Source organism: Peribacillus frigoritolerans, from assembly GCF_030676415.1.
Lineage (GTDB): Bacteria > Bacillota > Bacilli > Bacillales > DSM-1321 > Peribacillus > Peribacillus frigoritolerans_A.
The window spans coordinates 26625-41339 of sequence record NZ_JAUUTW010000007.1 but is presented as its reverse complement, the minus strand read 5'-3'; the positions used below and the strand labels follow the sequence as shown (position 1 = coordinate 41339).

At 41.0% G+C, this 14715-nt stretch carries 13 protein-coding genes and 1 pseudogene; 9 read left to right on the top strand and 5 right to left on the bottom strand.

Features of this window, described 5'->3' with window-relative positions:
- The first annotated feature begins 264 nt into the window (after positions 1 to 264).
- The 3 genes from Q8G36_RS08895 to Q8G36_RS08885 are packed head-to-tail and all read left to right on the top strand — an operon-like array spanning position 265 to position 2850.
- Complete coding sequence (locus tag Q8G36_RS08895; protein WP_305159805.1) at positions 265 to 1107, top strand: ABC transporter ATP-binding protein; 843 nt, start codon at positions 265 to 267, stop codon at positions 1105 to 1107.
- Entirely contained in the window at positions 1040 to 1798 is a 759-nt protein-coding gene (locus Q8G36_RS08890; RefSeq protein ID WP_063232113.1) for an ABC transporter permease, read from the top strand. The genes Q8G36_RS08895 and Q8G36_RS08890 overlap by 68 nt, the downstream gene beginning before the upstream one ends.
- Before the next feature lie 35 nt (positions 1799 to 1833).
- Complete coding sequence (locus Q8G36_RS08885) at positions 1834 to 2850, top strand: aliphatic sulfonate ABC transporter substrate-binding protein (RefSeq protein WP_305159806.1); 1017 nt, start codon at positions 1834 to 1836, stop codon at positions 2848 to 2850.
- A 174-nt stretch (positions 2851 to 3024) separates the two neighbouring features.
- On the opposite strand, the gene Q8G36_RS08880 is transcribed toward Q8G36_RS08885, so the two are convergent.
- Positions 3025 to 3963, bottom strand: a complete 939-nt coding sequence (locus tag Q8G36_RS08880; RefSeq protein WP_305159807.1) for a DHH family phosphoesterase — start codon at positions 3961 to 3963, stop codon at positions 3025 to 3027.
- A gap of 472 nt (positions 3964 to 4435) precedes the next feature.
- Between Q8G36_RS08880 and Q8G36_RS08875 the strand changes: the two genes are divergently transcribed.
- Genes Q8G36_RS08875 through Q8G36_RS08865 form a run of 3 tightly spaced genes read left to right on the top strand, consistent with a single transcriptional unit; the run spans position 4436 to position 7178 of the window.
- Positions 4436 to 5623 carry a CaiB/BaiF CoA transferase family protein gene (locus tag Q8G36_RS08875; protein ID WP_305159808.1) on the top strand — a complete coding sequence of 396 codons (1188 nt, stop codon included), beginning with the start codon at positions 4436 to 4438 and terminating at the stop codon, positions 5621 to 5623.
- A gap of 14 nt (positions 5624 to 5637) precedes the next feature.
- A complete protein-coding gene (locus Q8G36_RS08870) occupies positions 5638 to 6843 on the top strand; it encodes an acyl-CoA dehydrogenase family protein (protein WP_054400504.1) in 1206 nt (401 codons plus the stop codon).
- Positions 6844 to 6866: 23 nt separating this feature from the next.
- Positions 6867 to 7178 carry a DUF3870 domain-containing protein gene (locus Q8G36_RS08865; RefSeq protein WP_048682993.1) on the top strand — a complete coding sequence of 104 codons (312 nt, stop codon included), beginning with the start codon at positions 6867 to 6869 and terminating at the stop codon, positions 7176 to 7178.
- Between the two features lie 615 nt (positions 7179 to 7793).
- On the opposite strand, the gene Q8G36_RS08860 is transcribed toward Q8G36_RS08865, so the two are convergent.
- Positions 7794 to 8066: a hypothetical protein gene (locus Q8G36_RS08860; protein ID WP_305159809.1), complete on the bottom strand. Its 273-nt coding sequence runs from the start codon at positions 8064 to 8066 to the stop codon at positions 7794 to 7796.
- 97 nt (positions 8067 to 8163) lie between these two features.
- Positions 8164 to 8241, bottom strand: a pseudogene (locus tag Q8G36_RS29155) (CotG/ExsB N-terminal domain-containing protein); the annotation flags it as partial.
- Between the two features lie 150 nt (positions 8242 to 8391).
- Between Q8G36_RS29155 and Q8G36_RS08855 the strand changes: the two are divergent.
- Together Q8G36_RS08855 and Q8G36_RS08850 are read left to right on the top strand one after the other, a co-directional pair.
- A complete protein-coding gene (locus tag Q8G36_RS08855; protein WP_305159810.1) occupies positions 8392 to 9483 on the top strand; it encodes a CotH kinase family protein in 1092 nt (363 codons plus the stop codon).
- A 162-nt stretch (positions 9484 to 9645) separates the two neighbouring features.
- Positions 9646 to 10599, top strand: coding sequence for a TRM11 family SAM-dependent methyltransferase (locus Q8G36_RS08850; RefSeq protein ID WP_305159811.1), 954 nt, complete (start codon positions 9646 to 9648; stop codon positions 10597 to 10599).
- Positions 10600 to 10755: 156 nt separating this feature from the next.
- Here the strand turns inward: Q8G36_RS08850 and Q8G36_RS08845 are convergent, their stop codons facing one another.
- Both Q8G36_RS08845 and Q8G36_RS08840 read right to left on the bottom strand, forming a co-directional pair.
- Positions 10756 to 11952, bottom strand: coding sequence for a M14 family metallopeptidase (locus Q8G36_RS08845; protein ID WP_305159812.1), 1197 nt, complete (start codon positions 11950 to 11952; stop codon positions 10756 to 10758).
- Between the two features lie 248 nt (positions 11953 to 12200).
- A complete protein-coding gene (locus Q8G36_RS08840; RefSeq protein ID WP_305159813.1) occupies positions 12201 to 13166 on the bottom strand; it encodes an MBL fold metallo-hydrolase in 966 nt (321 codons plus the stop codon).
- A gap of 328 nt (positions 13167 to 13494) precedes the next feature.
- Here Q8G36_RS08840 and Q8G36_RS08835 point away from each other — a divergent pair, with 328 nt between their 5' ends.
- On the top strand, positions 13495 to 14472 hold the full coding sequence (locus Q8G36_RS08835) for a 2-hydroxyacid dehydrogenase (RefSeq protein ID WP_305159814.1): 978 nt from the start codon (positions 13495 to 13497) through the stop codon (positions 14470 to 14472).
- Positions 14473 to 14715 lie beyond the last annotated feature (243 nt).

The window sequence follows — 14715 nt, the reverse complement described above, 5'->3', positions numbered from 1 at the left end:
TTCGGTTTACTAAATTTAAAAATGGATACTCAAAATTAGCCTGAACCCTTAGAATGGGCTCAGGTTTTTTATTTGCTAAATGGAATTTGTCCATATGTATTTTTATATAAGTTTGGAATATTTATCAATACATTGACAGTTGAATAGAAAGATACCGACAAATTAGAATTTTTGCATTTTTATAGTTGACAAAAACCATTGGATTAATCATTATTAAGAAATAATGTTTAGTAAATCGATGCGATATAAAAGTGGGGTGACTTTATGTATTTAACAATAGATGGCATTGAAAAAAGTTTTAAGAATGAAAAGAAAGAAAGCATAAAGGTGCTCGATAAGATAAACATAGAGGTCGAGAAAGGAAGCTTCGTTTCGATCGTCGGCCCTTCAGGATGTGGAAAATCCACACTCCTTTATCTGATTGCCGGCCTTGATAAGGCAGATGTAGGTGAAATACGTGTAGCTGGGAAAAAAGTGGTGAAGCCAGGTCCGGAACGGGTCGTCGTGTTTCAAGAGGCGGGGTTATTTCCTTGGTTGACGGTTCTTGAAAATGTTACATACGGATTGAAGTTAAAGAAAATTCCCAATGAAGAGGCTAGAGCCAAGGCATTGGACATTTTAAAGATGGTTCACCTCAGCCGATATGTTGACTCCTATCCACATCAACTCTCAGGGGGCATGAAACAAAGGGTAGCCATCGCAAGAGCGTTGGTGATGGAACCTGATATCCTGTTGATGGATGAGCCATTCTCTGCGCTGGATGAGCAAACGAGGATGGTCTTGCATAAAGAGCTGCTCGAAATCTGGAGAAAAACTAAAGTGACAATCTTTTTCGTTACCCATAATATTCGTGAGGCTGTTCAGCTTTCTGAAAAAATTATCGTCTTTGCAACCCGTCCCGGGAAAATTAAAGAGACGATTTCCGTCCCTTCCATGAAAGATGGAGTTATGCCGGATAGTGTAACTTTGCATACCGAACAAAGGGTTCTATCGATTTTACAGGAGGAAATTGAAAAAGTGCTGAAGGAGGAAATGGGGAATGATTACAGCTTTAAGACGAATCATATTCATCGCGATGATAGCGGGGATATGGGAAGTCACATCTAGACTTTCCAGTCTTCCGGAATTCATGTTCCCAAGCCTGACTCAGGTTTTGGAAACTCTGTTTAATGGACTGATGAGCGGACAAATAACTGAAGCCATCGGAAAAAGCCTTGGCCGTATCCTGATCGGCTTTACGATTGCCATTATAGTAGGTCTAATATTAGGATATTTCATTTGGCGCTTTAAATTGGTTGAAGACACTTTAGGATTCGTCGTGACGGCATTACAGTCCATCCCGAGTATCGTGTGGTTCCCTTTAGCGATCATTTGGTTTGGATTGAATGATTTTTCGATTCTCTTTATCGTCACCATCGGCGCAACTTGGACGATGACGGTTAATGCAACCAGTGGCTTCCGGAATGTACCCCAGTTGTATCAGCGGGTTGCCAAAACATATGGATCGACAGGATTTCATTTCCTTCGCACCGTGATTTTACCAGCATCCGTCCCGCAAATAATATCCGGTCTCCGAATTGCATGGGCCTTCTCCTGGCGTGCATTGATGGCAGGTGAATTACTTGGCGGGGGAGGCGGTCTTGGACAATTGCTGGAAATGGGCAGATCACTGGGACAAATGGATTTGGTCATCTCGGTGATGATCATAATCGCAATCATCGGAACAATCGTGGATAATGTTGTCTTCTCCCGCCTTGAACGTAATGTTCAACTGAAATGGGGAGTCAATCAACGGTAGTTTAATAAAATAATAGTTCAAAAGGAGAGAAAAATATGCTGAAAAAATCATTTTTTGCCCTTATTCTGTCTGTATTGTTAATCGGAATAGTAAGCGGATGCACTCAATCCAGCAGTAATGATGAAGAAGGAGGAGGTTCGGGGGAAAAATCCGTGAAAATTGGGTATTTTCCTAACTTAACTCACAGTGCAACGATCATTGCACTTGAAAAAGGCTTTTTCGAAGAAGAGTTCGGTAAAGATGTTAAGATTGAAACCAAAACAGTGGCCAATGGCGGATTATTCATGGAAGCAATGGCTACAAACGCCATTGATGTCGGAACGGTCGGACCTGGTCCGTTGCTTAACTTTTATGTAAAAAACCCTGAATACCACCTGATCTCTGGAGCTGTTAATGGAGGTGCCGTACTTGTGGCTAGCGAGGGCAGCAAGGTTACGGATTTAAAAGATTTGGACGGTAAAAAGGTAGCGATTCCCGTCATTGGAAGCACACAGGATGTCATGCTTAGGAAGGCCCTTCAAGATGTTGACTTAAAACCGACTACAAATGGGGGGACAGTTGAGCTGTATGCGGCAGCACCTGCTGATACAACGGCCCTTTTTGTCCAAAAGTCTGTAGATGCAGCAGCAACTCAGGAACCATGGGGTTATGTATTGGAAAACCAGGCAAAAGGAAAGTTAGTGCTTGACTGGGATCAATTTGCATGGGGAAAAGATTCACCTAACACGGTAGTGGCTGCAAGCCAGAAGTTCTTGGATAAAAAGGGGCTCGCTCCTTCTTATTTGAAAGCGCATGAAAAAGCGGTGAAGTTTATACAGGACAACCCTGAAGAAAGCCAAGAACTGGTTATTAAGCATTTGAAGGAACTGACTGGAAAAGAATTAAGTAAAGAAGAAGTGGCTTCAGCATTTTCACGCCTTGAAGTGACAACTGAAGTTAATGAGCAAATCATTCAAGAAATGGCCGACATAAGCAAGGAAGCAGGTTATATCCCTAGCAATGATATAAAAGGCATGATCGATTTATCAATTCTTGAAGAAGTGTCCAAATAAATTGAAACAAGCAAGCGCCTCAGCCACCCTGGCTTTGGCGTTTTTTTTGTAATCAGGTCAAGGTCGAATTAATCCAGTAGAGGTCGGAATAATCCGGTAGAGACCGGATTATTTCAGTGTATTGGCCTGGGAATATAATCATACATATAAACACGGCAGGTCATGGACTCCCTGTTATGGACAGACTTGATCCAATGCTTGGATAACATGATCAACCTCTTCCCAGGAATGGATGGTAGCGCCTGAAGCCAGTGAATGTCCTCCTCCGTTGAATTGACGTGCGACTGAATCGATGGGAATATTCCGTGAACGTATCCTGACACGGATTTCAGAAGGATATTCGATGAAGAAAGCCCAGATTTTGTTGCCCCTGACACTTGATAGCGTATTAACTAAATTCGAAGCTTCGAGTCGATCCACGCCATACATATTTAACAGATCCTCCGTAATAATGAAGTAAGCTACCCCTTTATCGGTTACCTTGAAGCTCATGAGAATGTCTTTTTGAAGTCTCGAAGCGTTTTTCGTCTTTATATTAAGGCTGTTATGGATTCTTTCTGGCTGAATATTATAAGTTCTTAAGTGAGAAACCATTTTTAATGTCCTGGGAGTTGTATTCCCATTCATGAAATTCCCTGTATCACTAAGCATTCCAGCATAAAAGGATTTAGCCGCTTCTTTATTCATGATAAAGTCTTCTGGAAATTCCAAGAATAAATCAACAAGCATTTCACTTGCAGAACTATAAGAGGGGTCGACCCAAGAAAGGTCACCGAATTGTTCGTATTCAGGGTGGTGGTCAATTTTGATCAGCATGTCCCCCTGATCATAGCGGGAATCACTGGTCCGTGAAATGTTGGCAGTATCACAAACAATCACTAAGGCACCTTTGTATTTGTTATCGGAAATGACATCCATTTCACCAATGAATTGAAGATTATCCACTTCCTGGCCTACCGCATAGACTTCTTTAGAAGGGTAGGAGAGCTTCAATAACTTCTTTAAACCAATTTGTGATCCCAATGCATCCGGATCCGGATTAACATGACGATGAATGATAATTGTGTGGTATTTCTTGATCGCTTCGATTATTTCCGTTTTTTTATTGTCCATACCGCCATCTCCTTTTAATCTTTCCGTGTCTGTCGAGCGATAATTTGATAGTATGAAAAATTCATATATTGACAGCTATGCATATTCAATCATCACATGCCTCACGAATAAAGGCAATTCCGATCACTATGGATTGAGGGGGTCCTGGATGTATTTTTTCGACATGGTTATTAAACGGAAAGCAATCTAAAGAATATTTTAGTGGAAGTAATAAAAACACATAAACAAAATTATTGTAAAATTCAAAAAAAGGAACTATACTTAATTTACCAAACCGATGACAACAAGTTACCTTGTTGCATGGCCGGCTTGTCATAAAACTGGAATCCATAAAAATTGACTTGGTTCACTTGATCTTCCTTTGCAGGAAGACAGTTCGTGGATAAGGGTCAGTGAAACATTCAATGTAATGACATTGTTGGTTTTACTGGCTCTTTTTTGTGTATCCCGACAGTTTGAAAGGGGTGATGATATGAATGGAGCTTTGGAAGGAGTCAGGATTATCGATGTATCCCGTGTATTGGCGGGGCCGTTTTGTTCAATGATTCTCGGTGATTTGGGTGCGGAAGTAATTAAAATCGAGCATCATGAATCAGGTGATGAAACGAGAGGGTGGGGTCCGCCATTCGCCCGAGGGGAAAGCGCTTACTATTTATGTGCCAATCGAAATAAGCAAAGCATGACCCTGAATTTAAAATCCGAACAAGGGAAAGAGATTTTCCGGAAGTTAGTGGCTTCAGGGGATATAGTGATTCAAAATTTCAAGACTGGTACATTGGAAAAAATGGGGTTAGGTTATGAAGATTTAAAGGAATGGAACCCCAAACTGATCATGGCCTCGATTACGGGATTTGGTTTAACCGGTCCTTATAAAGATTTGCCTGGCTATGATTATATCATTCAAGCGATGAGTGGTTTGATGAGCATCACAGGAGAAAAAGATGGAAGCCCCGTAAAGGTCGGAGTGGCCATAGCTGACATATTGACTGGCTTGTATACATGCATTGGCATTTTATCCGCTTTACATCATAGGGATAAAGCGGGGGAAGGCCAGGAAATTGATATATCGTTAATGGATTGTCAGGTTTCTTCATTGGTGAATGTCGCCAGCAACTATTTATTCAGTGGCTTGACCCCTGAACGAATGGGAAACCAACATCCAAATATCGTTCCATACCAGACGTTCCGGACAAGGGATGGAGAGCTTGTCGTGGCTGTAGGAAATGATGATCAGTTCCGAAGATTTTCAACCGTTATAGGCAGACCTGATTTAGCCGAGCAGGAACAGTTTAAGCATAATGAAAAACGTTTGCTGAATAAGGGAGAATTAATACCGATAATAGAGGATTTGTTGAAAGGAAAGACAAAGAAAGAATGGAAAAGGCTATTTGATGATGCAGGGATACCCAATGGCCCGATTAATGATATCGCCGAGATGTTCGAGGATCCACAAATCATCGCAAGAGGTATGTTGGTGAACATGGAACATCCCACAATCGAAGATCTTAGAGTGACGGGATCGCCCCTGAACCTTTCAAAAACGCCGGTTACGATGAGAAAGCATCCGCCGCTGTATGGTGAGCATACCGATTCAATTTTGGCTGAAATTGGATATAGTCCAGACCAAATAAGCAAATTCAAGGAAAATGAAATTATTTAGGAGGAATTTTAATGATGAATTTCGAATTAACAGAAGAGCAGCAAAGTGTGAAGAAAGTGGTAAGGAAATTTGTGGATAAGGAAATTATCCCATATATTCAAGAGTGGGATAGGCAAGGTCAATTCCAGCCACATATTTTAAAAAGGTTAGCGGAATTGCAGTTGATGGGCGTTTGTATACCCGAAGAGTATGGTGGAGTCGGAATGGATTATAATACCCTGGCCATCGTCTGTGAAGAGTTGGAGCGAGGCGATACGGCTTACCGAACTGCAGTTTCTGTACATACAGGGTTGAATAGCATGACCCTGCTGCAATGGGGGACGGAAGAACAAAAACAGAAATATTTAGTACCGCAGGCAAAAGGGATCAAGATTGGCGCTTTTGGGCTGACCGAACCGAATGCAGGGTCTGATGTTGCGGCAATGAAATCAACGGCAAAACGTGTTGGGGACCATTATATCTTGAACGGGTCAAAAACATGGATTTCGCTATGTGATTATGCAGATCATTTCCTCATTTTCGCCAAGACGGATCATGATGCCGGTTCAAGGGGAATCACTGCTTTTATTGTGGAACGGACTTTCGAGGGAGTGGAGTCGAAAGCCATTAAAGGGAAATTGGGTATTCGCGCCGGGAATACAGGTGAAATCTTTTTAACGGATGTAAAAGTTCCGGTGGAGAATAGGCTTGGTGAAGAAGGAGAAGGCTTTAAAATTTCCATGTCGGCATTGGACAGCGGCCGTTTTACAGTGGCCGCAGGTGCTGTAGGATTAATAGAAGCAAGCCTGGAAGCAAGCTTGAAGTATTGCCATGAACGAAGTACCTTCGGAAAAGAGATTGGCAGGCATCAGCTCGTTCAACAAATGATTGCCAAGATGACAGCAAATTTAGAGATTTCAAGATTGCTGGTCTTTAAAGCGGGTACCTTAAAAAATCAAGGAAAAAGGAATACGAAGGAAACATCACTTGCCAAGTGGATATCATGTAATGCTGCTAACGAAGCGGCCAATGATGCTGTTCAAATTCATGGTGCCTATGGCTACTCGGATGAATATCCAGTGGAACGTTTTCTGCGGAATTCAAAAGCTCCGGTCATATACGAAGGAACCCGTGAGATTCATACTGTAATGCAGGGTGAATACGCACTTGGCTACAGACAAGATAAAGAGCTTCGTAAGCAATTGCCTGCATGGCCCTTCGAGCAAGTTTCCGTACATTAACTATAGATAGAGGAGATCAGATGATGAACACATACTTTATTGCAGGGCATGCAAAACTTCCACAAGGGATGGCAGCGAGAAATATATACGATTCGATCACGATCACAGTAGAGCTTGACTTTAAATATGGAGTAATAGTCGAGGCCTCCTGTACACTTGCTACAGAACATGGCAGGGAATTCATTCGTCAACTGCTGCGCGGTTATTGCCTGAAAGATGGTATCGAAGAATTGATTGATCGGGTACAAATGCATTATCGTGGGAAGGCTGGTCAAGCCATTCAAGCAGGGCTGAAGGATGTGTATGCACAATTCGAATTGGTCTCCGTTAAATAAGCGAAATTGGAAGGATCCTACCGTATGTAAGAGGGTAGGATCCTTTTAGGTTCAGGTACATGGCAAATAAATGATGGAGCTGCGGATTTAATGAAAATATTAGTGGAATTGATTTTAACCCGCTGCTGGTTTGGCTTCAACAGGATTATGCTAGAGTTGGACTAACAGTTTTAGGTAGTATGATATTTATATTAGTTTAACTGCTAAAGCAAATGTCCATTCTAAGGCAACATACTGTAGAGAGGTCTAAATTATTCGAGGATAGATCCTTTAAAATAACACTTTTACCATTATAAGCCTTTTAATAGTGGTTCAAATATTTATGGCGAAAGCATTGTTTGATATTTTCGACCGATTGATGAGTATTTCTCAGTCTTCAGCAAATTTAATGAACGGTAAAATATCTTTAAAATAATATTTCCGATACTAAATTGTCCACTCTCATTATAATGGCAGTGTTTTTATTGTTTAAGGGGACATTTGGATGGATATAACCGATCGTGATAATTATAAAAACACAAAACTCGCCATTATACGACGAGTTTTGGTGTTTTTATATAGAAATTGGACGTTACAGTAAAGCTTAATAACCAGTAAAAAAATATTTATTGTGCATTAAAACGGATCCATGAAACTAGAAGCACCATTTCCGTTTATTGCGAAAGTTATTGCAGCAGTGCCACCTGCAGTGGTTGGTGGAACACCGGTTTCTGCTGGTGCGCCTTTGTCTGCTGCATGTTGATCTCCGCTTCCAGCAAGAACCCCTTTGAGTGCCGGAAGTGGATCGTTTCCAGCAAGAACCCCTTTGAGTACCGCAAGTGGACCGATTCCTGCTCGTGCGCCTTTGCGTACGGCAAGTGGACCTACTCGTGCGCATTTGAGTACCACGAGTGGACCGATTCCTGCCCATGCAACGTTTAGTGCTGGAAGTAGAGCGCCTTTTTTTGTTGCTTGTACGTGAAGATCGGCCTTTTGAATGTGGGTCCTTAAACATGAAATCGCTTAATCCCATGGAGTTGGCTCTATCTACCGCATTCTGTATGTCACGAATGATGTCTGACATATATAATCCCCCTTTCTATACATTAAACTATGTTGCTTGTACGTGATGTGCTAAAGGTAATTCCCGATATTTTTAAAAATAGTGTTTTTTTTGGTGACACCCTCCGCTTTTTTTCCATAATTTAATAGGAAAGTGAAAGGGAAGGGGTATATGAATTCTGACAAGAAGCTTCCTGTGTACCAGCTTTTTATTCCACCAGTTCATTTGATGGAACTTCGCAGAGATATATGGTGCAATGATCCTTTACCGGCAAAGTTAACACTTAACAGAAAAAAACTTGATATCGATATTGTTTACCGTGGCTCACATATCCGCGGTTTTCGCAAAAAATCCTATAATATAGTCTTTTATAAACCTAATACATTTAAGAATGCCAAGGAAGTTCATTTAAATGCCGAATATAAAGATAAATCTTTGCTAAGAAATAAATTATCTTTAGACTTTTTTGCGGATATAGGCACTTTATCACCGAATTCCCAGTTCGTTTTCTTGAATCTGAACGGGAAGGATGAAGGGATATACCTGGAATTGGAATCGGTGGATGAATATTATTTGAAGAAAAGGGGGCTGCCCAAGGGGTCCATTTTCTATGCAGTGGATGGTGATGCCAATTTCTCATTGATGAGCGATTTGGATAAAGGAATCAAAAAATCATTGGAGATGGGATATCAAAAAAAATGCGGGACAGCAAAGGATGAATTATATTTACAAGAGTTGATCATTCAAATCAATACAACTTCAAGAGTGGATTTTAAAAAGGAAATCGTAAAATATGTCGATGTGGAAAAGTACCTTCGCTGGCTGGCCGGTGTCATATTCACGCAAAACTATGATGGGTTCGTTCATAACTATGCCTTGTATCGAAATGGAGATACTGGACTCTTTGAAATGATTCCATGGGATTATGATGCGACATGGGGCAGGGATGTTAACGGGAAAGTGATGAAAGAGGATTATGTGGGAATCGAGGGATTCAATACATTGACTGCTAGAATCCTTGATGTAAGGGAATTTCGTGTCCGATACCAAGAACTTCTTAAGGAGATTTTGAACTATCATTTTAACGTTGGCTATATGAAACCTATCATTCAGGAAATACATGATCAAATAAGACCTTATGTTTCAAAAGATCCATATATCAAGGGAAACAAGGTGAAATTTGATGATGAGCCCGAATTCATCCTGAAATTCATTGAGGCCCGTGCAAAGTATATAAATAGCCGGCTGCATAAATTGGATTAATAATTCACTTCCTTTAGTGATGGAACATTGAAACATAACAGCAGGAGTGTTGAAAGAAAAGCATTCCTGCTTTTTTCTGCACGATTCCATTTGCTTTTCTCTACTATTACAGCTATGTTTGATAGAAAGATATAATCTAAAGTAATGAAGGATGGGAATGGATTGACTAATCATAGCCGCATACCGGCATATATATATACGTTTACATGCAGCCCTGACGAACGCTCATTATCTAAAATGGAGATGCGCTCGTTCTTTGGCTTTGAGACTTCAGGAAATATTTTGAAAAGTGATATAGCAATTGAACCGAGCAGGAGCCCTTTTATAAAAGGACGGGTCGACGTCATGTTTGAAGGGGAAAGCATATCCGAAATCGTTGAGCAAGTGAAGGGTATTCATTTGCCTGATTCGACGTTCAAAGTATTATTCGTGAAAATTAACGATCTGAATAAAGAAGTAAAAATAGATTATGATGGACAGCGTGAAATTGAACGGGAGATTGGCTGGCACATTCAGGGGAATGCCGATGTACGTAATCCTGATCAGATCTTTGGAATCGTGACCCTTGGCGGACGTTGGTATTTTGGGAAGTATATCAAACCTGAAGCGGTTTGGTTAAAACATATGAAGAAGCCCCGTGAATATTCAACAGCGCTGAGCACAAGAGTGGCGAGGGCCATTGCCAACATAGCCGTTCCGCATCCGGATGGAGTGAAGGCAATTGATCCATGCTGCGGAATTGGAACGGTATTGGTAGAAGCCCTGTCGATGGGGATCAATATTGTTGGCCGGGATATCAACCCGCTTGTTACCGACGGTTCTAGGGAGAACATTGCCTATTTCGGACTTGAAGGTGATGTAACTACAGGTCCGATTTCGGAGGTCACCAGTAAATATGATGTAGCGATTATCGATATGCCTTACAATTTATATACACATGCGACTCCGGAAGATCAGCTATCGATCCTTAAACATGCGAGGGGCTTTGCTGACAAGGTCGTCGTCGTAACGATCGACACGATGGATCATATGATTAAAGAAGCAGGATTTGAAATTGCTGATCGCTGTGTGGCCAGGAAAGGCATTTTTTCCAGAGAGGTTGTAGTATGTGTGTGAGTTTCGTCAGCAAGGAAAGGCTGAAATCTTTAATTGGATATGGACTTACCCCTGTCAAATAGACAACTAAAAAAGGCTGTGCTGCCATCTGGCTTCGATATTCAACCGGCGCCAGATGGCGGACAAGCCCCCTTTACAATTAAGTTTCAAAATTGACTAGATTCCGGGTATAGATGAACTTTCAGGAATTTTTTCATAGTCTGATGGATTAAGATTATGAACCGATCCATCTGTTACACCATTGATAATACCCATTAGCCCCGTTTCCACCGTTTTTACGAGCTGGCCATTCTCTTTTTGCCCAAAGTTTTGTGTTTGACCACTAACTTCAAATAGAACCGTCCCACTTCCGTTTAAAGCAAACGTCCCTAAAGCAGTTCCTGGCAGGTCAATAGATTGATCGTATAATGAAATATTTGTAAAAACTGAATTCCCTTTTGCTTGCAGTGCGTTATACGCAGTTAGTGTCAACTGACGCGAGAAATCATATTTAAAATTATCTGCATACTCTGCATATTTAGCACCTTCTGGAGTGCTTGGGTTAGGAACGAATTTTCCTGATATTGACATAGTTGCACGCTCATCAGTTCCTTCGATATAGGGGAACCCTTGGTGATGAAGATCGATAAAAACATCCACTTTCCCGAATTTCGATTTTAACCCTTTATATGTGTCACGTACCGTTTGCGCTTCGGGTGTAATAAACCAGCCCGGCTTTTCAGAAGCCCCCGGGAAATCTTGAGGCTTTGGCACATAATTTAGGTCAGGATTGAAGTCACGATTAACATCAAATCCCGGTTTGCTGGCATAGTCGTCTCCTGATCTTGGAGTAGTGTAATAGTTCCAAGTAGGTTTGACATTAGAAAGTTGGGGGAATTTCCCTACAACCTCAGACCATGTCATCTCATTTCCACGACGATCAAGCTCTGAGCCGTCTACGTTCATCATTGGAATAGCAACAATGGTTAGTTCATCAAGCACTTTCTTTACCTCAGGTGAGTTACTTTGACCAAGGTTTTTAAGAATGTTCAATAACGCGACAGTTCCTGTTTTTTCATTTCCATGAATTTCACTTTGAATAAGAACGACTTTGTCACCATGACCGACAGTCACTTTTTGAATGGAACGACCCTGATTCGTTTTTCCGGCCACTTCTACCTTTACTTTCCCTGCACTCGCTTGCTCAAGTTGATTTAATTCTTTTACAAGTTCGTCATAATTTAGGAATGCTTCGGTAGAAAGATTCGTTCCGCCTGTCGTATTTGGTCCTCTTTCAGCTAAGCTGACATTTGGGCCAAGTAATGTTGCAGCTACGACTGTTGAACTTAAAACCTTTAAAAATTTCCTTTTCACATTCATTCCCCTATTCTGAAAATATGTAATATTCAGATAATGCATTCTTCATTGTCTAATCGTTTTCCTGTTCGATTAATTAAAACACCCAAATAGGCCTATGTATTTTAGATTCAAGCGATTTACATATTTTTTCTAGACGTAGTAAAAGCCCTCTCCAAGTGGGAGTGTATCATCTACGGATTATCCCGTAGCCTTTTACACTTTCCACTTAGTGGGGACAATATCAATTTCAGCCTTTTTTGATGTCATTTAGCTTGATAATGAACTACATTTTCGATGAGTTGTTTCTTGACCTTCCCCTGATATTCTAAATAATCCAAATGGCCGATGATTTCTGACATGACGAGCGGGAATTCTGATATATACTTTTGTTTGTAAAATTCCTTTGCCAGTTCATTGCCTGTAGAAATTCCAGATTCTATCAAGGCCAGGATTTTTTGTGATTTTCTCTCTATGCTGTTGAGCCTTTTTTCAATCAGAAGACCAGGTTGTTCAATGATGTTACCATGACCAGGAAAGAGGAGATTCACTTGTAATGCTAAACATCGTTTTAATGATTCGATATGATCTACAAGAGTCAGCATCCTATTACCGTTGTCATCAGGTTCGATCAAGGCATTGCTTGATATATGTTCAATCAATAAATCACCGGCAAGAAGCCGTTTTCCTTCTTGGTCAAGGAATGCAATTTGATCCGGGGCATGCCCTGGAAATTCGATCACTTCAAAATTCAGCCATTGTTTTTCCGTGATAGCGATGATGTCACCATTCAATTTCTGATCTTTATTATTATCGACCGCGTTGAATAGGTAAGCCACTTGTTTATCTCCAAGTTCACCACAGCCCATCTCATGGTAAAGCTGCTTATAAAATTCAATTCTCATACTTAAGAAGTCAGGGTCCCTTTTTAAACGGGGAATGGATTTAGAATGGGCATAAACGGGAATCGGATGGAGTTCGGTAATCCGGTTGACCAAACCAACATGGTCTCCATGGTGATGGGTTAATAAAATTTCCGTTATATCTCCAAAGGCAAATCCATTTTCGTTTAATGTTTGCAGCAGTGCATTCCAGCAGACGTCATCATTCATACCTGCATCGACTAATGTTAAAGATTCATCCTGTTTAACTAAATAAAAGTTTATACTTTTTAAAGATAAAGCGCTTGGAGCTATAATTGGATAAATTTTAAATGTTGTATTCGTTTTCATGAACGTCCCATATCCTCCTAAATCGAGATAAACTTCATCTCGAAAATTGCGAAATTACTAATGACCGAATAGATTTAAAGGGTTATTATTCTATGATTAGTTGAATGAACTGAAACTGTCAAGCGGAAGCTTCCAGGCAATCGAGAAATTTAATAGTAAGATTGATTGGAAATGGATGGTCTATTTATCTAGTTTATTTTAAAATTGAATAAACAAGCCAGTAATTTAGCCAATATTCTTTTAATTAATTATTGTGTAAGGAAAACTGAAGGCGACGAATGGTGCAAGAATGCGTTGCATGGAACGAAACGGTATAGGAGGTTATGGTTTGAAGCCAAAAATTTATATCACAAGGAAATTGCCAGAACAAATTATCGAAGGTCTTAGTCGGAATTATGATGTCAGGATGTGGGATCAAGAGGATATACCGGTCCCTAGAGAAGTCCTTGAAGAAGAAATGAAAGAAGTCGAGGGGCTGCTTTGCTTATTGACGGAAAAAATCGATGAGTCACTGATTGAGCAGGCACCTAATCTGAAAATCATCGCGAATATGGCTGTGGGCCATAATAATATTGATGTTCAAAGTGCAACAAAACGGGGCATCATGGTAACGAACACACCGGGGGTTTTAACGGAAACGACAGCTGATTTAACCTTTGGCTTACTGCTTGCAACGGCAAGAAGGATGATGGAGGCAGAAGCTTATTTAAGGAGTGGAAGATGGGAAACATGGTCGCCGATGCAGCTGACCGGACAAGATGTCCACGGTGCAACGCTGGGTATCATCGGGTTAGGCAGGATTGGGGAAGCCCTTGCAAAAAGAGCTAAGGGATTTGATATGAACTTAGTTTATTTTAATCGAAGCCGTAAATATGAACAGGAAAAAGAATTAGGAATCGAATATCAGCCCCTTGAAAAGTTGCTCCAAATCTCGGATTTCGTTTGTGTCATGCTGCCGCTCACACCGGAAACCGCTTATATGATTGGCAAGGAGCAGCTGGACTTAATGAAAGGGACGGCTGTGCTCATAAATACCGCGAGAGGCGGGATTATTGATGAAAAAGCGTTGTACCAGGCGCTGGAAAATCGAGAGATTTGGGCGGCTGGATTGGATGTATTCGAAGAAGAGCCCGTCCCTGTGGATCACCCGCTGCTAACATTGCCCAATGTGGTTACATTACCGCATATCGGGAGTGCTAGTATTGCCACAAGATTGAAAATGGCAACTCTTGCTGTACAAAACTTGTTGGAGGGATTATCTGGTGATACTCCTCGTAATTTAGTATTGTTGAATAAATCAAAATGACCCTATAATGGGGCTCGGAATGGTCTAATCCAGAACCATGATTTTAAAAGAAGACTTGGTTATCCTTCATGCATTAATTTTTTATATAGGATAAAACCTCATTAGATAAAAGAAATTTGCGACACTCCTGCCGAGTAACTGGCTAGCTGAGACCCCGCAGGCGCTTGCGGCGAGGAGGCTTGGCAGACGGTCGGCAGAAAGGGGGCGGATTTCTGAAATCACCTTAATGTTTCTAAGAAAAAA

Bases quoted from the DNA above. Each gene is read 5' to 3' on its own strand.
- Q8G36_RS08895 (WP_305159805.1), top strand. From the start codon at position 265: ATGTATTTAACAATAGATGGCATTGAAAAAAGTTTTAAGAATGAAAAG.
- Q8G36_RS08890 (WP_063232113.1), top strand. From the start codon at position 1,040: ATGATTACAGCTTTAAGACGAATCATATTCATCGCGATGATAGCGGGG.
- Q8G36_RS08885 (WP_305159806.1), top strand. From the start codon at position 1,834: ATGCTGAAAAAATCATTTTTTGCCCTTATTCTGTCTGTATTGTTAATC.
- Q8G36_RS08880 (WP_305159807.1), bottom strand. From the start codon at position 3,963: ATGGACAATAAAAAAACGGAAATAATCGAAGCGATCAAGAAATACCAC.
- Q8G36_RS08875 (WP_305159808.1), top strand. From the start codon at position 4,436: ATGAATGGAGCTTTGGAAGGAGTCAGGATTATCGATGTATCCCGTGTA.
- Q8G36_RS08870 (WP_054400504.1), top strand. From the start codon at position 5,638: ATGAATTTCGAATTAACAGAAGAGCAGCAAAGTGTGAAGAAAGTGGTA.
- Q8G36_RS08865 (WP_048682993.1), top strand. From the start codon at position 6,867: ATGAACACATACTTTATTGCAGGGCATGCAAAACTTCCACAAGGGATG.
- Q8G36_RS08855 (WP_305159810.1), top strand. From the start codon at position 8,392: ATGAATTCTGACAAGAAGCTTCCTGTGTACCAGCTTTTTATTCCACCA.
- Q8G36_RS08840 (WP_305159813.1), bottom strand. From the start codon at position 13,166: ATGAAAACGAATACAACATTTAAAATTTATCCAATTATAGCTCCAAGC.